This window comes from Arthrobacter sp. LAR12-1-1.1 (genome assembly GCF_040676555.1).
In the GTDB taxonomy this organism is placed as follows: domain Bacteria; phylum Actinomycetota; class Actinomycetes; order Actinomycetales; family Micrococcaceae; genus Arthrobacter.
Genome location: NZ_JBEGIG010000012.1, coordinates 253,370 through 275,471 on the forward strand (window position 1 = coordinate 253,370; position 22,102 = coordinate 275,471).

General features: G+C 68.6%; 20 protein-coding genes and 3 pseudogenes. 16 read left to right on the forward strand and 7 right to left on the reverse strand.

All coding sequences use genetic code 11. The features are described 5' to 3' along the window. Positions 1-129: 129 nt before the first annotated feature. Together MRBLAR12_RS23730 and MRBLAR12_RS23735 are read right to left on the reverse strand one after the other, a co-directional pair. Complete coding sequence (locus tag MRBLAR12_RS23730) at positions 130-252, reverse strand: helix-turn-helix domain-containing protein (RefSeq protein ID WP_414645497.1); 123 nt, start codon at positions 250-252, stop codon at positions 130-132. Then, positions 250-345: pseudogene (locus tag MRBLAR12_RS23735) on the reverse strand (recombinase family protein); the annotation flags it as partial. The gene MRBLAR12_RS23730 and the pseudogene MRBLAR12_RS23735, both read right to left, overlap by 3 nt. A 545-nt stretch (positions 346-890) precedes the next feature. Between MRBLAR12_RS23735 and MRBLAR12_RS09230 the strand changes: the two are divergent. Continuing rightward, the gene (locus MRBLAR12_RS09230; protein WP_364745433.1) at positions 891-2,738 is read left to right on the forward strand and encodes a hypothetical protein; all 1,848 of its coding nucleotides are present in this window, start codon (positions 891-893) and stop codon (positions 2,736-2,738) included. Positions 2,739-2,874: 136 nt separating this feature from the next. Here the strand turns inward: MRBLAR12_RS09230 and MRBLAR12_RS09235 are convergent, their stop codons facing one another. Next, positions 2,875-3,465: a dihydrofolate reductase family protein gene (locus tag MRBLAR12_RS09235; protein WP_364745436.1), complete on the reverse strand. Its 591-nt coding sequence runs from the start codon at positions 3,463-3,465 to the stop codon at positions 2,875-2,877. A 133-nt stretch (positions 3,466-3,598) separates the two neighbouring features. Between MRBLAR12_RS09235 and yidC the strand changes: the two are divergent. The 3 genes and pseudogenes from yidC to MRBLAR12_RS09250 all read left to right on the forward strand — a co-directional run. Continuing rightward, positions 3,599-4,369: pseudogene (yidC, locus tag MRBLAR12_RS09240) on the forward strand (membrane protein insertase YidC); the annotation flags it as partial. A gap of 26 nt (positions 4,370-4,395) precedes the next feature. Next, entirely contained in the window at positions 4,396-5,049 is a 654-nt protein-coding gene (locus MRBLAR12_RS09245) for an NAD(P)H-binding protein (RefSeq protein ID WP_229992488.1), read from the forward strand. A 68-nt stretch (positions 5,050-5,117) separates the two neighbouring features. After that, positions 5,118-6,536, forward strand: a complete 1,419-nt coding sequence (locus MRBLAR12_RS09250) for a cation:proton antiporter (protein ID WP_364745972.1) — start codon at positions 5,118-5,120, stop codon at positions 6,534-6,536. Positions 6,537-6,568: 32 nt separating this feature from the next. Here MRBLAR12_RS09250 and MRBLAR12_RS09255 read toward each other — a convergent pair whose 3' ends face one another. Beyond that, a complete protein-coding gene (locus MRBLAR12_RS09255; RefSeq protein ID WP_364745439.1) occupies positions 6,569-7,771 on the reverse strand; it encodes an ROK family protein in 1,203 nt (400 codons plus the stop codon). A gap of 103 nt (positions 7,772-7,874) precedes the next feature. Between MRBLAR12_RS09255 and MRBLAR12_RS09260 the strand changes: the two genes are divergently transcribed. The 5 genes from MRBLAR12_RS09260 (at position 7,875) to MRBLAR12_RS09280 (ending at position 12,938) form a co-directional block, all read left to right on the forward strand. Then, entirely contained in the window at positions 7,875-9,581 is a 1,707-nt protein-coding gene (locus tag MRBLAR12_RS09260; RefSeq protein ID WP_364745442.1) for a glycoside hydrolase family 13 protein, read from the forward strand. Beyond that, positions 9,578-10,573, forward strand: coding sequence for an aldo/keto reductase (locus tag MRBLAR12_RS09265; RefSeq protein ID WP_364745445.1), 996 nt, complete (start codon positions 9,578-9,580; stop codon positions 10,571-10,573). The genes MRBLAR12_RS09260 and MRBLAR12_RS09265 overlap by 4 nt, the downstream gene beginning before the upstream one ends. A 170-nt stretch (positions 10,574-10,743) precedes the next feature. Further along, positions 10,744-11,607 (forward strand): HpcH/HpaI aldolase/citrate lyase family protein, encoded by an 864-nt coding sequence (locus MRBLAR12_RS09270; RefSeq protein WP_229992492.1) that lies wholly within the window; start codon positions 10,744-10,746, stop codon positions 11,605-11,607. Between the two features lie 24 nt (positions 11,608-11,631). Continuing rightward, complete coding sequence (locus MRBLAR12_RS09275) at positions 11,632-12,585, forward strand: DUF2797 domain-containing protein (RefSeq protein ID WP_364745448.1); 954 nt, start codon at positions 11,632-11,634, stop codon at positions 12,583-12,585. Positions 12,586-12,713: 128 nt separating this feature from the next. Next, positions 12,714-12,938, forward strand: a complete 225-nt coding sequence (locus MRBLAR12_RS09280) for a DUF3188 domain-containing protein (protein WP_229992494.1) — start codon at positions 12,714-12,716, stop codon at positions 12,936-12,938. Here MRBLAR12_RS09280 and MRBLAR12_RS09285 read toward each other — a convergent pair. Both MRBLAR12_RS09285 and MRBLAR12_RS09290 read right to left on the reverse strand, forming a co-directional pair. Beyond that, positions 12,928-14,556, reverse strand: a complete 1,629-nt coding sequence (locus MRBLAR12_RS09285; RefSeq protein ID WP_364745975.1) for a SulP family inorganic anion transporter — start codon at positions 14,554-14,556, stop codon at positions 12,928-12,930. The two genes, MRBLAR12_RS09280 and MRBLAR12_RS09285, sit on opposite strands and share 11 nt — an antisense overlap. Positions 14,557-14,621: 65 nt before the next feature. Then, a complete protein-coding gene (locus MRBLAR12_RS09290) occupies positions 14,622-15,035 on the reverse strand; it encodes an ArsR/SmtB family transcription factor (protein ID WP_229992498.1) in 414 nt (137 codons plus the stop codon). A gap of 188 nt (positions 15,036-15,223) precedes the next feature. On the opposite strand from MRBLAR12_RS09290, the gene MRBLAR12_RS09295 reads away from it, so the two are divergent. The 6 genes and pseudogenes from MRBLAR12_RS09295 (at position 15,224) to MRBLAR12_RS09320 (ending at position 20,335) form a co-directional block, all read left to right on the forward strand. Further along, on the forward strand, positions 15,224-15,703 hold the full coding sequence (locus MRBLAR12_RS09295; RefSeq protein WP_229992500.1) for an FAS1-like dehydratase domain-containing protein: 480 nt from the start codon (positions 15,224-15,226) through the stop codon (positions 15,701-15,703). Between the two features lie 2 nt (positions 15,704-15,705). Further along, positions 15,706-16,143, forward strand: coding sequence for a MaoC family dehydratase (locus MRBLAR12_RS09300; protein WP_229992501.1), 438 nt, complete (start codon positions 15,706-15,708; stop codon positions 16,141-16,143). A 14-nt stretch (positions 16,144-16,157) separates the two neighbouring features. Continuing rightward, positions 16,158-17,483 carry an MFS transporter gene (locus MRBLAR12_RS09305; RefSeq protein WP_229992503.1) on the forward strand — a complete coding sequence of 442 codons (1,326 nt, stop codon included), beginning with the start codon at positions 16,158-16,160 and terminating at the stop codon, positions 17,481-17,483. Positions 17,484-17,604: 121 nt separating this feature from the next. Further along, positions 17,605-18,069 (forward strand): annotated as a pseudogene (locus tag MRBLAR12_RS09310) (IS110 family transposase); the annotation flags it as partial. 262 nt (positions 18,070-18,331) lie between these two features. After that, positions 18,332-18,820, forward strand: a complete 489-nt coding sequence (locus tag MRBLAR12_RS09315) for a transposase (protein WP_364745454.1) — start codon at positions 18,332-18,334, stop codon at positions 18,818-18,820. Positions 18,821-19,267: 447 nt separating this feature from the next. Continuing rightward, positions 19,268-20,335: a UDP-N-acetylmuramate dehydrogenase gene (locus tag MRBLAR12_RS09320; RefSeq protein ID WP_364745456.1), complete on the forward strand. Its 1,068-nt coding sequence runs from the start codon at positions 19,268-19,270 to the stop codon at positions 20,333-20,335. Between the two features lie 44 nt (positions 20,336-20,379). Here the strand turns inward: MRBLAR12_RS09320 and MRBLAR12_RS09325 are convergent, their stop codons facing one another. Beyond that, on the reverse strand, positions 20,380-20,898 hold the full coding sequence (locus tag MRBLAR12_RS09325; protein ID WP_364745459.1) for a hypothetical protein: 519 nt from the start codon (positions 20,896-20,898) through the stop codon (positions 20,380-20,382). 80 nt (positions 20,899-20,978) lie between these two features. On the opposite strand from MRBLAR12_RS09325, the gene MRBLAR12_RS09330 reads away from it, so the two are divergent. Next, the gene (locus MRBLAR12_RS09330; protein ID WP_364745461.1) at positions 20,979-22,085 is read left to right on the forward strand and encodes a winged helix DNA-binding domain-containing protein; all 1,107 of its coding nucleotides are present in this window, start codon (positions 20,979-20,981) and stop codon (positions 22,083-22,085) included. Positions 22,086-22,102: the final 17 nt, after the last annotated feature.

The window sequence follows — 22,102 nt, forward strand, 5'->3', positions numbered from 1 at the left end:
CTGGCCTCGTTGGCAGGCGGCGGGTCGGATGGTGCGCCTGCGGCCCACGGGCATGCTACTTCACCGACACCGTTGCCCGTGTACGAGAAAGCCCCCGGCATAAACCGGGGGCTTTCTCGTGTCAGGGCTTCACTTGGCTAGGTGGCGGTACAGCGTAGCAACCGAGACGCCTACCGCGTCCGCGGTCTCTCGGGGGCTCCTGACGCCAGCCGCGTGCAACTGCTTCGCCCTGCTGACCTTGGCGCTGTCCAATAGTTTGGGTCGGCCTCCGTTGCGGCCGCGTGCACGCGCCGCTGCAAGCCCAACATTGGTGCGTTCCCGGAGCAGGTCTCGTTCGGAATCCGCGTCGTTGGCGGGGGAACCCAAATGGCGGCCAACGGTGAGGTTACTGAGTGCGATATCGAAATTGACGAACTGTCCGATGTGACGGTCGATGCCGTATCCGGAACCCTTGCCACAATGCTCGCGCCCAAGGTTCCACCCTGTACGTGTCAGACCAAGACCGTCGAATCGATTTCGGCGCACATGAAGGATTGGCCCTCTACCTCAACGGCACCGACCTTCCAGACGATGTGTATCGGGACTGCGACTCCAATCATGTCTACGAGAATGCGGTCGATTGCTGGAGGGGTTGGGGATCGTGAGCAGTCACTGGCAAGGACCTCAGGAAACAGCGCTATATATGTACGGATGGAATTTCAAGGCCATGCAGGAGAGGCTGGCTCCGTTCCTGCAGGAGTATCCGCTGTGCCAGCAAATGTCGCGTGACCCAAATCGCGTGATACCGAGATCCCGGGGCCCTGACCTGCGCAAACATTGCCGAAAACGGTTACTGGGCAGTACACTCGGCGACGGGGGAGCCGGGAACCGGCTCAAAGACTGGGGGAAAATTGAACAAGAAGGCCATCCGCCTCGGCATCGCCGGGGCACTCGCCGCGCTCTCGCTTGCCGGCCTCGCCGTTCCGGCCCAGGCCGATGAGTTGATGCATGCCATTCCGCCGGCCCCCGCCGATCCCTGCGGCCCGGTCGTCGACTCCGTCAGATTCTGCACGGCACCGGACGGGCATCCGTACCCGGTGGAGGTCAGTGGCGCCGTAGTGACCAGCAAAAACGGAACCCCCGGCATCGGCGGTGCCCTCCAGGTCGGCAGCACCTTGACCGTTGTTGACGGTGACTGGGATCCCGCCGACGCGACGCTCGCGCACCAGTGGCTGCGCAACGATGTGCCCGTCCCGGGCGCCACCGGCCCCACCTATCTGCTCACCACGGCGGATCTCGGCAAGGGCATCCGGGTCAAGACCACGGCGGCAGCCCCGGGCTATGCAAAGACGACCCTGCAGTCCGCTAAAACCGCCCCCGTCACGAACGCCGGCGGCGCCGTCCCGTCTCTCGTTGCGGAGAACGTTAGTTTCGGTACACCGAGCACCAACCCGGATATGCCCGGCGTGCTCGTGTACGGTTCGGGGACTTTTAGGGGCGCTCCGGTCATCCACTTCCAGTACCAGTGGCTCCGTGACGGCAAGCCCATCCCGGATGCCACCGCGCGCATGTTCGACGCGACGGGCTGGGGTCCGACGGGGCTGCTCAGCGTCCGGGTCACCGGTCACGCTCCCGGGTTCAATCCGGGCACCGGGACCTCCAAAGCGGAAAACGTTTCCAACTACAACCCAACTCCCGCCACCGTGGTCACCGGCGGCACCGGCCTGGGGGACGTCCTCACCGGCGCTGATGATGTTCCCTGGGCTTTCAGACCGTTCGAACATCACTACAGGTGGCTGCGCGACGGCGTCGCGATTGCCGGAGCCACCGCGCTGACCTACACGATCACGGCCAAGGACCAGGGCCACACCCTGGTCCTGAGGACCGAGGAACTTGCATACGACGGCACCCATCCCTACTCCAACCGGGTGGCTGTGCCGGCGGCCGCGGGGGTGGAGCTGAAGCAGCTGACGAACGTCACCAAACCGGTCGTGAGCGGGGACGCCGTGACCGGCTCTGTGATGAAGGTATCGGCCGGCACCTGGTCCGCACCGGCCGATAAACTGACCGTCACCTACGACTGGGTGGTCCCAGGCCGGGAGAAACCGGTCAGCGGCCCGACTTTCACCCCGGACCAGCCCCAAATTGGCAGTACCCTCTCCGTCCTTGTGACCGCCTCCGCCCCGGGCTACACCACCGCCTGGGTAAAAGTCACCGCCCCCAAGCCCGTGACCGCCCGTGAGTCGACGCGGGCCATTAGCGGGACCCTGACCGTCGGGTCGAAGGTGACCGTGACTCCCGACCCCTGGTATGACCGGGCGGGGATCACTTCGGACGTAATGTGGCTGCGCGACGGCGTCCAGATCGCCGGGGCCTACGGCTGGAGTTACGTCCTGACGAAGGCCGACGCCGGCACGAAGCTCTCGGCCTACGTGAACCCGACTGCAACGGGCGGCATGTACCAGACGATCAACGCTTCGGCGAGGGTGGCTGGTCTGCCCCTGATTTCGGCCACGCCGACGATTGCCGGCACCCTCACGGCCGGGAATGTCCTGACCGTGAAGCGGGGAACCTGGAGCTGGGGCACTGCCTTCACGTACCGCTGGCTGCGCAACGGCGTCCCGATCTCCGGAGCCTGGTATTCGACCTACAAGGTCCGGACCGCAGACAAGGGTAACAAGATCACCGTCCGCGTCACGGGCTCCCGGTTCGGATACACCACCGTCTCCCGGACCAGCGGGGCGCGCATCGCACAATGACACAGGCCGCTGACGCCTGGGATGCCTCCTGCGGATGAACCGAGACCCCCGGAATCCTTGAGATTCCGGGGGTCTTTCTGTCTCCATGGGATTGAGGTTTTCCGAACGCCGCCTCTTGGTTTCCCCGGTCAGCTTGTCAGCGGATTACCCGATAACGCACGTGGGTGACGAGGCGGGTACCGCTCACTTCCGTCGGCTCAAGCTTGAGGTTCGCGACGCCGTCCAGCAGCCGCTCGCCCGCTCCCAGGAGGATGGGCGAGATGTGGAGCCGCAGCTCGTCGATCAGCCCCGCCGAAAGGTATTCGCGGACGGTCTGCGCTCCTCCGGCAATGGCCACATCCTTGCTGCCGGCGGCCTTCCGCGCCTGGGCCAGCGCCGATTCGATCCCATCGGTCACGAAGTTGAACGTGGTGCCGCCCTGCATCTCCAGGGGCTCTCGTGCATGATGGGTGAGCACGAACACGGGTGCGTGATAGGGCGGATCCTCACCCCACCATCCCCGCCATCCCTCGTCCCATGCCCCAGGGCCTGCGAACATGTTCCGTCCCATGATGTAGGCGCCTGCCGCGAGGATGCCTTCGCGCTCGGCTGCGTTGGACTCGGGTTCCTCGAACTGCCACCTGTGCAGGAGCTCTCCGCCCTCGCCCAGGGGGTCCGCCAGGCTTTGGTTCGGGCCGGCGACGAATCCGTCGAGGGAGATAGTCAGATCGCATGTGACTTGGCTCATGCGCCCATCATGCCACCACCCGGCGGTTCGGGTCCGGCTGAGTTTCCCGGTCTCATGCCCTCACGCAGCTTGAGCCCGTGACAAGCGGCCCGTTTCACCGTAGTTTTGCAGCACCTGACGGTTGGGGATACCAGTGGACTTCTTCGGTACCATCATGGGCCCGTTCAGATGGCTGGTCTCGGCCATGTTGGCGGGCTTCCATGACGGACTCAGCGCCATCGGCCTGCCGGCGGCCAGTGGCTGGACGTGGACCCTGTCCATCATCGGGCTGGTGCTGGTGATCCGTGCCGCCCTGATCCCGGTGTTCCTCAAGCAGGTCAATGCCCAGCAGCGCATGGGACTGCTGCAGCCGGACCTGAGGAAGCTGCAGGAGAAGTACAAGGGCAAGACCGATCCGCCGTCCCGCCAGGCCATGGCGCAGGAACAGATGGCCCTGTACAAGAAGCACGGCACCAACCCGTTCTCGGCCTGCCTGCCCATGCTGATTCAGCTGCCCTTTTTCTTCGCGCTGTTCCAGGTGCTCTCCGGCATCAGCACCGCGGCCGGCCAGGGCGAAGGAATCGGTGCCATGAGCGCCGAGCAGGTCAATCAGTTCGACCAGTCCACCATTTTCGGCGCCCCGCTGTCCGCATCCCTGCTGCACGGCAGCGGCACCAGCCAACTTTCGGTGTGGGTCCTTTCCATCGTGATGATCCTGGCCATGACGGCCGCGCAGTTCATCACGCAGAAGAAGATCATGGCCAGGACCTTGTCCGACGAGGCCCTGGAGAGCCCCTTCCTGCGCCAGCAAAAGGTGCTTCTGTACGGCCTGCCGATCGTCTTCGGCCTGGGCGGCATCGTGTTCCCCATCGGCGTCCTGATCTACTGGACCACCACCAACCTCTGGACCATGGGGCAGCAGTTCGCCAGCAGGTGGGACAGAATGGGTCCATGACGCGAATCGCAATCATCGGCGGCCACGGCAAGGTGGCTTTGGAACTGTCCAGGATCCTGACGGCGGACGGGCAGGAGGTCACCTCCTTCATCCGCAACCCGGACCATGCGGCCGACGTCGCGGCCACCGGGGCCACGCCGACGCTTCTGGACGTAGAGAACGCGACGACGGCGCAGATCGCCGATGCCCTGCGGAACCACGACGCCCTGGTGTTCTCTGCCGGGGCCGGCGGCGGCAGCCCCGAACGGACCTACGCCGTGGACCGGGACGCCGCGATCCGTTCGATGGACGCCGCTGCCGAAGCCGGCGTCAGCAGGTACGTCATGGTCTCCTACTTCGGCGCCGGGCCGGACCACGGGGTCCCCGCCGACAACGGCTTCTTCGCCTACGCCGAGGCCAAGGCCGCGGCGGATGCCTACCTGCGCGGCTCAGGCCTTGACTGGACCATTCTGGGGCCCGGCACGCTGACCGCCGGACCCGGCAACGGGATGATCGACGTCGACCCCGCCGATACGTCGGACGGCACCGCAACCGCCCGCGCCAACGTCGCCCTGGTGGCGGCGGCGGTCCTCGGGCTGCCCGGCACGATCGGGCGCACCATCGAGTTCCGGGACGGCACCCTCCCGCTCGCGGCAGCCCTGCAACCCTAGGCCCAGCACCGGAATCCCGGCACCGCTGACCTCGATAGGGCTTCCCGGAGATCCAGATCTCGCCCGAGCTGATCCTGCCCATCTTCCTGCCGCCGCTGCTGTTCGCGACGGCCCAGCGCAGTTCCTGGGCCGTTTTCCAGGTCCGCTGGCGCACCTTGCTCGTGCTCGCCGTCGCACTCGTTGTGGTCTCGACGGCGGTGGTGGCCGGCGCGGCCTGGCTCATGATCCCGGGCATCGGCATTCCGGCCGCGATCGCCCTGGGCGCCATGGTGGCTCCGCCCGATCCCGTGGCCGTGGACTCCATCGCCAGCCGAGTCCATATGCCGCGGCGGCTCATCAACGTGCTCCAGAGCGAGGGCCTCTTCAACGACGCCGCCGCCATCGTCATCTTCCAGGCAGCCGTGGCCGCCGCCGTAGCCGGCACCAAGATCGCCTCCGACGTCGTCCCCCAGTTTGTCCTCGGAGCCGCGATCGCGGTGGTCCTGGGGATCGGCATGGGCTGGTTCACGAGCCTGATCACCCGCCTCGTGACCTCCATGGTGGCCCGCAGCGCCGTCACCCTCGTGGTGCCGTTTGCCGCCTACATCCTGGCCGAGGAGCTGCACGCCTCCGGGGTGATCGCCGTCGTCGTCACCGCCCTGGAAATCCAACGCCACTCCAGGCCCGGGGACGCCGCGGAGAGAGTCACCCGCACCGCGTTCTGGGACGTCGTGGAACTGCTGATCACCGGCCTGGCATTTGGGCTGGTGGGGCTGGAAGTACGGCAGGTCATCCATGAGGAAGGCAGCGCCGTTTTCGGCATGATCGGGACGGCCGCGGTTGTGTGCGTCCTCGTGTTCGCCGCCCGTTTCGCCTGGTTGGCTATGATGTCCGGATTGTCCAGGGCCAGGATGGACGTCCTGCGCCCTGCCTCGGCCAAGGACGTGCTGATCCTGACCTGGTGCGGCATGCGCGGCCTGGCCACCCTGGCGCTGGCGCTGGCGCTGGCCCTTCCGCTGACGATTTCGGACGGCACGCCGTTCCCGGCCCGGAGCGAGCTGCTGGTGATCGCCTGCGCGGTCCTGCTGGCCACCCTGGTGCTGCCCGGGCTGACGCTGCCGTGGCTCATGCGAGTCCTGAAAGCGTCCGAGGACGGCTCGGAAGAACGCGACGCCGCCCGCATGCTGGCCCGCCGAGCGCAACAGGCAGCGATCGCCGCGCTCAAGGACAACGAGCTGATGAAGGAACTGCCGGCGGAGAAGGTGGCGCTGGTGAAGGAGAAAATGACCCGGCTGCATGCCGAGCTGCTGGACGGGAGCCTAAAGAATGAAAGCGCGGGGGAGCAGCGCCAACGCGGCCGCGAACTGGCGATTGCCGTGCAGACAATCGCCCTCGACGCGGCCCGCCAGGAAGTCGTGGCGGCCCGGCACGAACCGGGCATGGACCCGGAAGTCGCGGACCGGGTGTTGCGGCAGCTGGACCTGCGCACCATGATCATGCCGGACTAAGGATCAGGCCGGACCTGGGGGATCACGCCGGATCAGGCCGGCGCGGGCAGGGCCAGCTCCAGGGCATTCGCCTCGACGTAGTCCAGGGCATGCCGGACCGCGCCTGCCGTGACGATCGCGTCGCCCAGAGGCGAGACCGTCACTCGCGGGGGAGTCGCCGTGAAGCGGGGGAGCAGCGCTGTGATGCCCGGCAGGAGCACGCCGGCGGACTCGGCGACGGCACCGCCGATCACCACCTGCTCGGGGTTGATCAGGCTCGCGATCGAGGCGATGACGCGCGCCATGCGCTCCGAAATCCGGTCCAGGATTGCCAGCGCCGCCGCGTCCCCGGCGGCCGCGTCCGCGAAGACGCGCGGCGCGCTGGCCGGACCGCCCGCGGATGGCCCACCGTCTGCCGCGGACCACTGCCTCACCAGGGCCGCGATGCCGTCGCTGGAGCCGACGCCCTCCACCATGTCCAGATAGCCCATCTCGCCGGCGGCCCCGCCGCGGCCGTGGAGCAGGCGCCCGGACTCCATCACTCCGGCGCCCAGCCGTTCGCCCGCCAAAAGCACCACCAGATCGTCCACGCCCACGCCGGACCCGCGCCAGCGCTCACCGAGCGCGGCCAGATTGGCGTCGTTTTCCAGGAGCACGGTCCAGCCGTGCAGCTCCTTCAGCGCTGAGCGGAGCCCGACGTCGAACAGGCTCCAAAACCGCTGCGTCACGAGGACGTTGCCGTCCCGGTCCACCGGTGCGGCGATCCCGGCGCCGACGGCCAGAACCCTGCCCGGGTCTGCTCCCGCCGCTTCCAGCGCCTTGCGGCAGGCGAGATCGACGACGCCGATCCGCTCAAGGGCGGGGATGTCCGCCGCGCGGAAGCTCCCGCTGGAGCGGCCGATCACCCTGCCGCGGAGGTCGGCCACGGCGGCGGTGGTGGTCGCGGCGCCAATGTCGAGGCCCAGCACGAAGCCCGCCTCCCGGTTGAAGGCAAAGCGCCGGGCAGGGCGGCCCTTTCGCGGAACTGGGGGCATGCCCCGGCCAGCATGGGGTTCATTGCGGGGCTGGTCCAGCTCCACGATCCAGCCCCGGCCGATCAGGTCCTCGCAGACGGCAATCACCGAGGCCCGGGTAAGCCCGGTCAGGGCCATGAGCTCGGTTCCGGTGGCAACGTCGGCGCCGCGGATGTGGCGCAGCACGGCCTGGGCGTTGACGCGGCGCAGCAGTTGCGGCGTGGCGGCGGCTGCGTGCGGCATCACTTCTTGACCTCTTCTGTCCCCGGACCCATAATTGTTCAGGCAATATATTTAGCTTGTATCTAAATTACCAGAAGCCCTCCCAGACCCGAAGGAATCTCCTTTGACCAACACCGCCACGCTGGCAACCCTGTCCGGTTCCGACCTCGCCGCCGACCCCAACTGGTGGCGCCAGGCATCGGTGTACCAGATCTACCCGCGGAGCTTTTCCGATTCCAACGGTGACGGCCTGGGCGATATCAAGGGCATCACCGCCAAGGTGCCGTACCTGAAGGAACTCGGGATCGACGCCGTCTGGCTCTCCCCGTTCTACCCCTCGGCGCTTGCCGACGGCGGCTACGACGTCGACCACTACCGTGACGTGGACCCCAAGCTCGGCACCCTGGCGGACTTCGACGAGATGTCCGCCGCGCTGCACGCCGCCGGCATCAAGCTGATCGCCGACATCGTCCCCAACCACTCCTCGAACCGGCACGAATGGTTCCAGGAGGCCTTGGCCTCCCCGCGCGGATCCGCCGCCCGCGAACGCTACATCTTCCGCGACGGCCTCGGCGAAAACGGCGAGCTCCCGCCCTCGGACTGGGAGTCCGTCTTCGGCGGCCCCGCCTGGGAGCGCATCACCGAGCCCGACGGCACACCCGGCCAGTGGTACATGCACATCTTCGCCAAGGAACAGCCGGACCTGAACTGGGCCAACCGCGAAATCCGTGACGACTTCCTCAAGACACTCCGCTTCTGGTCCGACCGCGGCGTGGACGGCTTCCGCGTCGACGTCGCCCACGCGCTGACCAAGGACCTCACCGAGCCGCTGATCTCCAAGGTGGAGCTCAGCGCCGCGAACACGGGCACGGACGGATTCCCGGACGGCTCGCACCCGTTCTGGGACCGCGACGAAGTCCACGAGATCTACGCCGAATGGCGCGAGGTGTTCAACGAGTACAACCCGCCGCGCACGGCCGTCGCCGAGGCCTGGGTGCACGCCACCCGCCGCGCCCGCTACGCCAGCCCGGAGGGCCTGGGCCAGGCGTTCAACTTCGACCTCCTGCAGGCCGACTTCGACGCCGGCGAGTTCCGCGAAATCATCGCCCGGAACCTCGCCGAGGCCACGGAATCCGGGGCCTCCTCCACCTGGGTCTTCTCCAACCACGACGTCGTCCGCCACGCCACCCGCTACGGCCTGCCCCAGGGCGGCGGCAAGCACGCCCAGGGCCAGGACGGCAAGGGCTGGCTGCTGGCCGGCGCCCCTGTCGAAGAGCTCGACGTCGAACTCGGCCTGCGCCGGGCCCGCGCCGCCACCTTGCTGATGCTGGCCCTGCCGGGTTCGGCCTACCTGTACCAGGGCGAGGAACTGGGCCTGCAGGAAGTCACCGAGATCCCCGACGCCGAGCGCCAGGACCCCACCTTTTTCCGGAACAAGGGCGTAGAGATCGGCCGCGACGGCTGCCGCGTGCCGCTGCCGTGGGCTCCGGAGGGCACTTCGTTCGGCTTCGGCGCCGGCGGGGCGCACCTGCCCCAGCCGGCCTGGTTCGGCCGCTACGCCGTGGCAGCCCAGGACGGCGTGGAAGGCTCCACCCTCGAGCTCTACCGCAAGGCCCTGAAGCTGCGCCGCGAACTGCAGACCTCGGAGGAACTGCAATGGCAGGAAGCCGGCAGCGCCGACGTCCTGCGCTTCAGCCGTCCCGGCGGCTGGCAGACGGTGACCAACTTCGGCGACGCACCGGTTGACCTGCCTGCCGGCGAGGTGCTGGTCAGCAGCGGCCCGCTGGAAGATGGACAGCTGCCGGCCAACACCACCGTCTGGCTGCGGTGAGGCCCGCACCGAAGGATTCGTCCGGCGCGGCCGCCCTCGACGGGACCCTTCCCCAGGAACTCGTCTACGGCTGCATGGGCCTGGGCGGGAACTGGTCGGCGGAGCCGTACTCGTCCGCGCACGTGGACGAGGCGGCCGCCGCCGTCGACGCCGCCATGAGCGCGGGCATCACGCTCTTTGACCACGCTGACATCTACACCAAGGGCAAAGCCGAAGCCGTCTTCGGCGAGGTCCTGGCCCGGACCCCCGGGCTGCGGGAGAAGATCCGGCTGCAGACCAAATGCGGCATCCGGCTGGGCGAGCAGGGCCTGGAGGCCTACTACGACCTCAGCCGGGACGGCATCCTGGCGCGGGTCAACGAAAGCCTGGCCCGGCTCCGCACGGACTACGTCGACGTGCTCATGCTGCACCGCCCCGATCCCCTGATGGATCCGGCGGAGGTGGCATCCGCCGTCGGGCAGCTCATGGCCGAGGGCAAAGTGCGGGCAGTGGGCGTGTCCAACATGTCGGGCCCGCAGATCGAGATGCTGCAGGACCGGCTCGAGGTGCCCGTGGTGGGCAACCAGCTCGAAATGAGCCTGCTGAAGCGGGCCTGGCTCGAAAGCACGGTGCTGGTCAACCACGCTGAGGGCACGGACTACAGCTTCCCGCACGGCACCGTGGAGCATTGCGCCCGGAACGGTATCCGGCTGCAGGCATACGGGTCGCTGGCCCGCGGCCTGTACACCGGGGCGCCGGCGGCCGTGCCGACGCCGGCAGAGGAGGCCACCAGCGCCCGTGTGGCCGCCCTGGCCGCCGCGAAGGGGACCACGGGGGAGGCGATCGTGCTGGGCTGGCTCATGAAGCACCCAGCCGGGATTGCGCCCGTGATCGGCACCGCCAACCCGGACAGGATCCTCGCCTGCGCCGGTGCCGCCGAGGCCGCCGCGGCGATGACCCGCGCCGAGTGGTACGGCCTCTGGGTCGCGGCCAGGGGAAGCAACATCCCCTAGCCAGTCCCGCCGTAACCCACCCGACTAGCTGGCAGGCGAGGCCGTTTGGAGTCCTGAAAACGGCTTCTGCTGCCAGCTGGTTGGACAGGGACGTGATTTTGGTCGTAATGGTCGCCCCTGAGGGCCGGATCGCTTAGCGGCAAGTGCCCCCGGGCGGCTAGCGTAGATGCATGACTTCTACCACCACCGCCGAATCACTTCGGCCCCAGCGCAACATCCCGGCCGACATCGCCCGCTCCTGGCTGCTGGTGAACGCGATGAAGACCGATCTCTTCGACCAGTCCGCCGTCTCCCGGGCCGATGCCATCATCCTCGACATCGAAGACGCGGTGGACCCCTCCCAGAAGGACATCGCCCGCGCCAACGTCGTGAACTGGCTGACCGCCGGCGGCAGCGCGTGGGTCCGGATCAACGACGCCACCAGCCCGTTCTGGGCCGACGACCTTGCCGGGCTGCGCGGCACTCCCGGCCTGCTGGGCATCATGCTGGCCAAAACCGAATCGGCCGACCAGGTCACGGAGAGCTTCCACCGGATGGACGGCAAGACCCCGGTCATCCCCCTGGTCGAGTCCGCCGTCGGCATCGAGGAAGCCAACAACATCGCGAAGGCCCAGGGCGCCTTCCGCCTGGCCTTCGGTTCGGGCGACTTCCGCCGCGACACCGGCATGGCGGCCACCGCCGAAGCCATGGCCTACCCCCGCGCCAAGCTGGTGGTGGCCAGCCGTGTCGGCAACCTGCCCGGCCCCATCGACGGCCCCACCGTCGGCACGAACCACCCGATCCTGCGCGAACAGACCGGCATCACCGTGATGATGGGGATGACCGGGAAGCTCTGCCTCGCGATCGACCAGACGCCGGTCATCAACGAGGTCATCAGCCCCACGCCGTCCGACGTCGCGTGGGCCACGGACTTCATGGCCGACTTCGAGGCCAGCGGCCGCGTCATCCGCGACGGCTCCGACCTGCCGCGCCTGGGCCGCGCCGAGAAGATCATGAAGCTCGCGGTAGCCTTTGGCGTGCAGCCGGCTCTGTAGCCACACACCACTCAAGGAGCCCCCGTGACCGATACCCGCTATCTGGTTCACGGGGTCTTTTGGGATGGTCCGGCGCCGGTTCCCGCGCCCGGACCTGGACAGCCCGGCGGAGGGCTCCCGGTGATGCGCCTGCAGGACCCTGACGGCACCCTCACCGAACTGGCGCTCGACGCCGGCACCCGGCTCGGTTTCCGGCTCGCCGCCAACGGGAAGCACTGCCTCGGGCGTCACGTGGTCCACGGCCCGGCGGACCGGGACCACGTCCTCTGCCCCGCCCGGGCTGCCGCCACCAAGGGCAGCCAGTGCGAACGGTGCTTCGTGCTGGACGACTCCCGGCTTATCCACGACTTCCACCGCGGCGGCAGGGTCCCGCCGGGCCTGCGCGCGTACCTGATGCAGCCGCACTGGCTCTACGTCGCCACCTTCGCCAACGGGGCCAGCAAGGTCGGCACCGTGTCCCACCCGCGCAAATGGAACCGGCTCGCCGAGCAGGGCGCTGTGGTCGCCCGGTACGTCGCCCGAGCCGAGGACGGCCGCGTGGTCCGCATCCTTGAGGACATGGTCACGCGCGACACCGGGCTGCCGCAGCAGGTCCGCGCCGCCGCCAAAGCGGCTGCGCTCGTGGCACCGGCAGCCGCCGTCGAACTCGATGCCGTGAACGGGCGGCTGGCAGGGGTGGTCCGGACATTGCTCGCCGGTGCCGGCGGGGAGGGCTTTGAAGTGGTGGATGAGCGGTGGGTCCGGCCGGAGCTCTCTGCCAACGCCTGCGCCCCGGCCGCCCGGCATGCCTACCCCCACGACCTGGGGACCGGAACGCACGGGTTCCGGGTCGATTCGCTGAGCGGCAGCATTGCGCTGGCGGCGCTGGATGGCAGCGAACTGGAATTCGTGGTGAACCTGGGGCAGCTCAAGGCCCGGATGATCGAACTCGGGGACCACGGCTCGGACGTCCCGGCCGTGCAGGAAACATTGTTCTGACGCTGAAATTGCCCCGCGACGCGCAAATTACCGGACGCGCCCGTATTCCCGCGTCGCCAGGCATTCTGAGTGTCGCCAGGAATTTTGCGGATCGCGGCGGCGCCGGCGCGCCCCGGTAGACTGGCACGGTGCTGAACGAATTCTGGGCCACCGCGTCAACCGCCTACAAGGTGCTCGTCTTCAGTGCCATGGGCCTGATCGCCCTCGGCATCACCCTCAGTGTGGTCGGCAACAGCACCGGCAACCAGGCCCTTGCCCTCGCCTCGCTGGCGGTGATTGGGCTGGGCCTGATCCTGCACATTGCCGGGCTCGTGGTCCGCGGCCAGGCAATCCGGAAGAACCTCAAACGCTAGCAGCCGCGTTCCGCACCACATGGCTCCGGGCATGCTCCACAGCGTCCGGAAGGGACGTGAACAGGTGCTTGTGATGCCGCAGTGAGCGGATGACCCCCACATTGGTCACGAGCTCCAGATGCTGCGGCTGGACACCCTTCAGCAGGACCGTGACGCCGCGCAGCTCCAGCGCCGAAATCACCTCGACGAGCGCATGGGCACCCGTGGCGTCCAGCATCCGCAGCTGCGACAGCCGGATGATGGCCACCTGGACGTCCTTGACCTGGCTGATCTCCTGCAGGACCCGTTCCGCGGCGCCGAAGAACATGGCCCCGTCCAGCCGGAAAATGGCGATGTGCTCGTCTCCCGGAACCGTCGGCCCGGGGATGTCCTCGCGCCGGACTCCGCTCAGGGACGCGAATGCCCGCAGCGTGAACACGGCTGCCGCGGCGAGTCCGATCTGGATTGCCACAATGAGGTCGAAGGCGACGGTGATGAGGGCCGTGATCACGAACACCGCCGCGTCGGCGCGGGTGGACCGGAGGATCGCCGTTACCGTGTGCCGCGAGACCATGCGTGTGGCCGTGACCATGAGGATGCCGGCCAGCGCCGCCAGCGGGATCCGTCCGACGAGTCCGGCCGCCAAATAGATGATGGCCAGCAGCACCAGGGCGTGCACTACCGCGGAGAGCCTGGTCTTGGCGCCGGAACGGACGTTCACGGCCGTCCGGGCGATCGCGCCCGTGGCGGGCATGCCGCCGAAGAATCCGGCGGCGATCGAGGCCAGCCCCTGCCCGGTGAGTTCCCGGTCCGGGCTGTATGGGCCGGACGGACGGCCGTCCGGCCCCACCATGCCGGCGGCCACCCGGGCCGAGAGCAAAGATTCAATGGCGGCGAGCGTCGCGATGGAGACGGCAGGCATCAGCAGGCCGCCCAGTGCGGCCGGATCCACAGAGGGCATGGAGGGCGCCGGCAGGGAGTGCGGAAGTGCGCCGATCCGGGGTATGTCCAGCGCCAGCAGCTCTGCCGCCACGGTGGTGAGCAATACCGCGATCAGGCTCGCAGGCAGGGACTTGTTGAGCCTGGGCAGCAGGTACATCAGGGCCGCGACGCCCGCCACCACAGCGAGCGTCTGCAGCACGGTTGGCATGGTTGCCTGTGACGCACTCTCGATGGCCGCCATGAGAGTGTTGTGGCCGGGCGTTCCCGCCGTGCCCGTGGCCAGGGGCACCTGCTGGAGGAAGATGATGGCGGCGATGCCGAGCGTGAAACCCTCCACGACCGGCCAGGGGATGAACGCGACGGCGCGGCCCAGTCCGCTCACTCCCAGGACCATGACGAGCAGTCCGGCCAGCACCGAGACCAGCGCGACGCTGCCGACGCCGTGGGCGGCGACCACCGGGGCCAGGACCACCACCATGGCGCCGGTGGGGCCGGAGACCTGGACGTTGGATCCGCCCATGACGGCGGCGACCAGTCCGGCCACCACCGCGGTGATGAGTCCGGCCTCCGCCCCGACGCCGGAGCTCACCCCGAAGGCCAGGGCCAGGGGGAGGGCCACAATGCCTACTGTGATTCCGGCGAACAGGTCCGTCTTCCAGGCGGACCGCAAGAGCCCGTAGTCGCGCCGGGAGGGCACAAACCGGGTAAGGCGTCTCCGGAGCGTGTCGGGTGTCCCGACCGGACTTGATGCCGCGTCCGCGCTCACGGCGCTGTGTTGTCGAGATGGCCAGTGTCGTCGAGGTGGCCAGTGCTGTCGAGGTGGCCTGCCGGCAGCTCCTGAGCTATCCGGAGCTGTTCGGTGGAACCGGCCAGGGTGTCCAGCAGGAAGACCCGGGCGATCGCGAGAAGCTCCTTGATCTTAGGATGAGCCAGCCGGTAGGTCACCACATTCGCCGTCCGGACAGACGTCACCACGCCGTGCCGGCGCAGCGTCCCCAGATGCTGGGACAGATGCGAGGGCTCCAGTCCCGTCTCGGCGAGCAGGTAACTGACCGGCGCCGCAGTGTCCGGTGCCGCGGCCAGAAGCTCGAGGATCCGGATGCGGGCCGGGTGGGCCAGGGCCTTGAACAGGTTGGCCTTGATTTCGTACAACGGGGTCTGCGCGGCGGAGATCATGGCAGGAGGACACCTTCTCGCATCCGTTCGCGGCGCGGCCCGGCGGGACAGCGCCGCTGTCTGGATTGATGGATTGATGTTTTCATCATATCGCGCGAGTCAATACCCTCCCGTCAATGCCCGTCCGATCCCGGCGCGCACCCTGTCACGAAGCCGGACGGTCCCGGGCGTGGCGATAGGCTGGAACCATGACTATCAATCCGGACCTGCAGGGCCGCAGCTACCCTGCCGCAGAGGTGTATGACGTCGGCCGCGAGAAGATCCGCGAGTTCGCGCGCGCGGTCAAGGCCACGCACGCGGCCCACTTCGACGTCGATGCCGCCAAGGCCCTGGGGCACAGCGACCTCGTGGCGCCGCCGACCTTCGCCATCATCGTCGCGCAGCGCGCTGACGCGCAGCTGATCGAGGACCCGGATTCCGGGATCGACTTCTCCCGCGTGGTCCACGCCGACCAGCGGTTCACCCACCACCGCCCGATCATCGCAGGCGACCGGCTGGTCGCCGAACTGCACGTCGACGGCGTCCGCGCCATGGGCGGCGGAGCCATGATCACCACCCGCTCGGAAATCTTCGCCCTGGCCCCCGGCGATGCCGCCGATGCCGCCGGCGTCCGCGAGCCGGTCGCCACCACCACCTCGTCCATCCTGGTCCGCGGAGAGGGACAGTAGCCATGAGCGTCAACATCGCAGAACTCACCGTCGGCCAGGACATCGGCAGCCGCAGCATTACCGTCACCCGTACCGATCTCGTCAAGTACGCAGGCGCCTCCGGTGACTTCAATCCGATCCACTGGAACGAGGCTTTCGCCACGGGCGTCGGCCTGCCCGGCGTGATCGCCCACGGCATGTTTACCATGGGCGCCGCTGTCCAGCTCGTCACTGACTGGGCCGGCGACCCCGCCGCCGTCGTCGACTTCCAGACCCGCTTCACCAAGCCGGTGCCGGTCGCCGACACCACGGGGACGCCGGAGGCCGGTGCCGTGATCGAGGTCAGCGGGGCCATCGGAGCGCTCGACGCCGACGCCGGCACCGCCCGCGTCGACCTCACGGTCCTCTCGTCCGCCCAAAAGGTCCTCGTCAAGGCCCAGGCCGTAGTCAGGCTGGCCTAGCCCATGGCATTGCAGTGAATCGGACTGCTGTGACCAAGGATGTCTTCGTCCCGGCCGCCGAGATCACGCACTGGCGCAACGCTGTGGTGGTGGCCTACGGAGCGAGCGGAATCGCGTTTTCCACGTGGGTGTCCCGGCTGCCGGCCATCCGCGACGGCCTGGACCTGACTCCGGGCACCGTCGGGCTGCTCCTGCTCTGCATGACGGCGGGGTCCTTCCTGTCCGTGTCCGCATCGGGCCTGATTGTCCTTCGCCTCGGCTCCAAGCTCACCATCCGGATCGGCAGCATCATGGTGGGCTTCGGGCTGATGCTGGCAGGCTTCGGCACCTCCGTGCTCGCCAGTCCGGTGGCGGTCGCCGCCGGACTGGCGATCATCGGGCTGGGCACCGCCAGCTGGAACACCGCGTCGAACGTCGAAGGCGCCGCGGTGGAACGCGCGGTCCGGCGGCACATCATGCCCCGGCTGCACGGCTCCTTCAGCCTGGGCACGGTGGCTGGAGCCGGGCTGGGTGCCTGGGCAGCCGCCGCCGGGATCCCCGTCTTCTGGCACCTGGCCGCGGTGGGCCTGCTGGTGGCCGGCTCGGTGACCACCGCTGCGGCGTGGTTCCGGGCGGACATCACGCCGGTCGAGGGGGAGCGCCCCTTCAAGGTATCCGGGACAGATACGTTCGAGGATCCCTCCACCGGGCCCATCCCGATCGTCCGGCAGACGGACGCCGTCCCGGAGCAGCCGCTGGACAACAAACGCCAGATCGCGCAGGCCTGGCGTGACCGGCGCACTCTGCTCCTGGGCGTGCTGGTCCTTGGGCTGGCCCTCGCCGAAGGGGCGGCGGGGGACTGGGTGGCCCTGGCATTGTCAGACGGCCACGGCCAGACCGACGCCGCCGGAGCCGCAGGCTACGGGCTGTTCGTCACCTTCATGACCATCGGCCGCTTCGCCGGCACCCTGGTCCTTGACCGCTTCGGCCGGGTCCCGGTGATGCGCTGGTGCGCCGCGCTCGCGGTGCTGGGCCTCGGCTTGTTCGTCTTCGCCCCCGCGCCGTGGCTGGCCTACGTGGCCTTGGCCATCTGGGGACTCGGAGCCTCGCTCGGTTTCCCGGTGGGCATGTCCGCCGCGGCCGACGATCCCGTCAAGGCCGCTGCCCGGGTGTCCGTGGTGTCCACGATCGGCTACGGAGCCTTCCTGTGCGGGCCGCCGCTGCTGGGCCTGCTGGCCGAGCACGTCGGGATTCTCCACTCCCTGCTTGCCGTCATGGTGATGCTGATCGTGAGCTTCCTGCTCTCCCCGGTGGCGCGCAAACTCCCCGTGCCCGCGCCCGTGCCGGGACAGTACAGCTGATATGAGTTGAGTCTGTCCTTCACAAACACCTCCGGAGATGTCAGGACGGGATGTATCAGATTCCCTTGAGGACCCGGGGCTGATCCGCGGGGTCCTCCCGACGCCTTCGGAGGTGTTTGTCATGTCTGTTCAGGCCGCGGCGGCCGGTGATTCACCCGTTGTTGTTGCTGTCGATGTTGGCAAGAGGGTGGTCGCGTTGTCGGTCACTGATGCGGCCCGGCACCGCTTGTTGGGTCCGCTGGACTTTGAGATGTCGGGGCGGGGACTGGACGGGGTCCTGGCTTTGATCAGGACCAGGCTGGTCGGCATTGATGCCCCCGTGAGAGTCGGGATCGAAGCTGCCGGGCATTACCACCGGCCGCTGCTCACCGCGTCCGTGTGGCCCGCAGGCTGGCAGGTGCTGGAACTGAATCCCGCGCACGTGGCCGAGCAGCGCAGGGTCCAGGGACGCCGGCGGATCAAGACCGACGCCCTGGATCTGGAAGCGATCACAGAGCTGGTCCTCAGCGGCCGCGGCGTTCCTGTGACTGCGCGCGAGGCTGTGATCGGCGAGCTCGGCGCGTGGGCGGCGCACCGGACCCGCAGGGTCCAGGCGCGGACCGCGACGAAGAACCAGTTGCTGGGTCAGCTGGACCGGGCCTTCCCCGGGCTGGCCCTGGTCCTGCCGGACGTGCTCGGCACGAAAGTGGGAAGGCTCGTTGCCGCTGAATTCGCCGACCCGAAGCGGCTCGCCGCACTGGGCACCGCCCGGTTCATCCGGTTCGCGGCCGCCCGGGGGCTCCAGGTGCGCCAGCCGCTGGCCGAACGGCTCGTGGATGCCGCCCGCGACGCGCTGACCACGGTGGACGGTGGCCCGCCGCGTTCTGGCCGCCGATCTGGCCCTTCTGGCGGAACTCTGCACACAGATCGACGCATCCGAGGCCGAACTCGCCCGGCTGCTGCCGCTGAGCCCCTTCGCGACCCTCACCACCACCCCGGGCTGGGGCGTGGTCCGCGCCGGCAACTACGGCGGCGCCCTGGGCGACCCGCACCGCTGGCCCGGACCGTCACAGATCTACCGGGCATCGGGTCTGTCCCCCACCCAGTACGAATCGGCAGGCAAACGACGCGACGGATCCATCAGCAGGGAAGGCAACGTGGCACTACGCCGGGCCCTGATCGATCTCGGCATGGGGCTCTGGTTCAACGACGCGCCCAGCCGGACCTACGCCGCGGCGCTCAGGACCAGAGGCAAGCACGGCGGCGTCATCGCCTGCGCGATGGCGCACCGCGCATCACGGATCGCCTACGCCATGGTCCGGGACCAGACCATCTACGACCCCGGCCGCTGGAAGTGACAAACCGCGGCACACCATGAGGCCAACCAGACATCCCCTTCCCGGAGCCAAAGGAGGTGCACGCAGCATCCCTTCACAACCCGGAGCGGCGGTGAGACGCTGGAACCGACGAAGGGCCGGACCAGACGCCGATACAGCTATGGCGGACGCCTTCCGCGTTACGCCGTCTCTAGCTTGGCGCCCGGCCCTTCGCCCCGCGGGCAACCCGAACGACGCCAGATGACCCGGGTGAAATAGCTGAGGTCGCATAAGTCAGCGTGGGCGCCCACAGACCAACGCCGGTCCAGCCGCCAAACCGCCCCTCCACAACACTTCAGAACGCCCGCCAGACACACGGGGCGAACCTTCACGCCCGGGGCATGCACTTGACACGACCTATAGCCAGCTAGCTCAGTACAGCTAGCGCCCGCTTAGGGGCCAACGGATGATCCCGGCTAGGCTGGTCAGGTGACCCAGATCCAGCTCTCCGCCCTAACCACGTCCGCCGTCGGCGGCCCCGCCGGCAGCTACATCGAAGCCCGCAGCGAGGCCGGCATCATCGACGCCGTGCGCACGGCGGACGCCGCCGGCCAGCCCTTGCTGATCATCGGCGGCGGCTCCAACCTGCTGGTGTCCGACGACGGATTCCCCGGTACTGTGCTCAAGATCGCCTCGGAAGGGTTCACCGTCAACGCCGAGGACTCCTGCGGCGGCGTGGCGGTGGTGGTCCAGGCCGGTCACAACTGGGACGCCTTCGTTGACCACGCCGTGAAGCATGCCTGGTCCGGCGTCGAGGCGCTCTCCGGCATCCCCGGCGCCACGGGCGCGACTCCCGTGCAGAACGTCGGCGCCTACGGGTCCGACGTCTCGCAGACGATCGCCGCGGTACGGACCTGGGACCGGGAACGCAACGCGGTGAAGACCTTCACGAATTCCGAACTCAAATTCGGCTACCGTGACTCCATCCTGAAGCGGACCACCGTCAACGGATCGCCGCGCTTTGTGGTGCTCACCGTGGAATTCCAGCTCCCGCTCGGCCGGATGAGCGCCCCGGTCCGCTACGCCGAACTCGCCTGGGCGCTCGGCGTCGAGCAGGGCCGGCGGGCCTACTCCAACGACGTGCGGCGCGAAGTGCTGCGGCTCCGGGCGTCCAAGGGCATGGTCTGGGATGCGAACGACCGTGACACCTACTCCACGGGGTCCTTTTTCACGAACCCGATCGTGTCCGAAGACATCGCGGCACGGCTGCCGCAGGAGGCCCCGCGTTACCCGGCCGGTGCGGATGGGCTGACCAAGCTTTCGGCGGCCTGGCTGATCGATCAGGCCGGGTTCGTCAAGGGCTTCGGGCTGGACCCGGACAGCGTCTCGGGTGGCCGGGCATCGCTGTCCACCAAGCACACACTCGCCATCACCAACCGGGGCGGGGCGAGCACGGCCGACATGCTGGCTGTTGCGCGCGAGGTGCGCCACGGCGTCGTCGAACGTTTCGGCATTGAACTGCACCCGGAACCGCTGCTGATCGGCGTCGCTCTCTAAGGTTGCTCTGGCGGAAGGCCGGTTCTCCAGGAAGGCCGGGCCGCCTACCGGTCCGTGTGGCGGGGGGCCACCTTGCTGAAGAGCATGAAGGTGAAACCGGAGGCCGCGGCCCCGAGCAGGAAGACCTGGCAGAACGCCACGGACTGAACGCTGGGCCCACTTTGCAGCACCAGTCCGGCGCACGCAAACGCCACGGCGCCGGCGAGAAACGCCAGGGAGCCGAGCAGGAAGGCCTGTACGGTGGCCGGAAATTCGCCGGCGTAGTCGAACTGGAGCTCCCGGCCCCGCGGGGTAATGCTGCCGCTCTTCATGCCTGCCGGCGTCCGTGCCTGAGACCGTGCCCGCGGCTGCAGCGCAGCGGCCGTGACGAAGCTGCCCACGGACACTGCCATGCACAGCCCTGCCACCAGCTGCAGGGTGCTCATCATGGGCGAAAGCCGGGTGCCGCTGGCGATCGCGACGGCGAGCCCGGCAGCCATGCCGGCGGCGCTGGAGGCCCAGCCCAGCAGGGCCAGCTTCCGACACAGGGGCCGCAGCAGCGGCCACACCTCACTCATAGTCATGCATCAAGGCTAAAGAGGTCCGCTGGACGGCGGCTGGGAAGAGCCGGGCAACAGCCCGACAGCCGACCTACCATAGACCCATGGCAGCAGTGACGGGCATGGGTCGGCTCAGCCCCGGGATCATGGGCAGGCTGCGGCTGGCCGCGCAGGGACTGCTGGGACCAGGGTTCCAGTCCGTCCCGGAAGCCGTCCGCGCGATGACGGCAATGCAGGCCCAGGACCTGCAGGCCGTGCTCTGGGCCGTCGGCCAGCGGGTGCCCGGTTCCCGCGTCGATGACGTCCGCGGGGCGCTGGACCGGGCGGAGATCGTCCGTTCCTGGCCCATGCGCGGCACCTTGCACGTGCTGGCACCCGAGGATTTGAAATGGATGCTGGCCATTACCTCGGAAAGGCTGATCCGTGGCATGGCCGGACGCCACCGGGACCTCGGCATCGGTGACGCGGACGTGGACGCAGCAGCGGAGTCCGCGTTGCGGCTGGTCTCCGCAGGAGCAGCCAGCCGGGCGGAATTGTTCCAGGCCTTCGAACGGGCGGGCCAGTCCACCGCGGGCCAGCGCGGCATCCATCTGCTGGGGATCCTGTGCCAGCGGGGATTGCTGGTGCAGGGTCCGCTGGCAGGAAACCAGCAGCTGGTGGTGGCGTTCGGCGACTGGATCACCGAGTCTCGGACCCTGGACCGCCCGGATGGCATCGCCGAGTGGCTGCTGCGCTACCTGCGCAGCCACGGCCCCGCAACGGAACGTGATTTTTCCTGGTGGTCCGGCATCCCCCTGACGGAAACCCGCGCGGCCCTGGCCCGCGTCAAGGACCGCCTGGTGGAGCTGGAGTTCGTGGGGACCAGCTACTGGCTCGCGCCGGCAACGGCCGCGCTGCTGGACGACGGCGTGCCGGGGCGGCGCACCGTGCTGGCGCTGCCGGGGTTTGATGAATTCCTGCTCGGCTACGCGGACCGGTCCGTGGTGCTGGCGCCGGAGCACGCTGACAAGATCGTCCCCGGCGGCAACGGCATGTTCAAGAAGACCATTGTGGCGGGCGGCACGGTGATCGGCACCTGGGCGGGGCCGCCGGGCGGCCGGGGCGCCGGCGTCGTGCCCGAACCCTTCGATGCTGTTAACGGGCTGCGGCCTGCCGCTCAAAAGTCCTTTGAGCTGCAGGCCGCGAAGTACCGCAGATTCCTTGGTGCCTGAACGGGCGCCTGAAATCC

What these genes read in the sequence shown, in the direction of transcription:
- MRBLAR12_RS09235 (WP_364745436.1), bottom strand. Translation starts at nt 3,465, where the DNA reads ATGAGCCAAGTCACATGCGATCTGACTATCTCCCTCGACGGATTCGTC.
- MRBLAR12_RS09245 (WP_229992488.1), top strand. Translation starts at nt 4,396, where the DNA reads ATGACGCGAATCGCAATCATCGGCGGCCACGGCAAGGTGGCTTTGGAA.
- MRBLAR12_RS09255 (WP_364745439.1), bottom strand. Translation starts at nt 7,771, where the DNA reads ATGCCGCACGCAGCCGCCGCCACGCCGCAACTGCTGCGCCGCGTCAAC.
- MRBLAR12_RS09270 (WP_229992492.1), top strand. Translation starts at nt 10,744, where the DNA reads ATGACTTCTACCACCACCGCCGAATCACTTCGGCCCCAGCGCAACATC.
- MRBLAR12_RS09290 (WP_229992498.1), bottom strand. Translation starts at nt 15,035, where the DNA reads ATGATCTCCGCCGCGCAGACCCCGTTGTACGAAATCAAGGCCAACCTG.
- MRBLAR12_RS09295 (WP_229992500.1), top strand. Translation starts at nt 15,224, where the DNA reads ATGACTATCAATCCGGACCTGCAGGGCCGCAGCTACCCTGCCGCAGAG.
- MRBLAR12_RS09300 (WP_229992501.1), top strand. Translation starts at nt 15,706, where the DNA reads ATGAGCGTCAACATCGCAGAACTCACCGTCGGCCAGGACATCGGCAGC.
- MRBLAR12_RS09325 (WP_364745459.1), bottom strand. Translation starts at nt 20,898, where the DNA reads ATGACTATGAGTGAGGTGTGGCCGCTGCTGCGGCCCCTGTGTCGGAAG.
- MRBLAR12_RS09330 (WP_364745461.1), top strand. Translation starts at nt 20,979, where the DNA reads ATGGCAGCAGTGACGGGCATGGGTCGGCTCAGCCCCGGGATCATGGGC.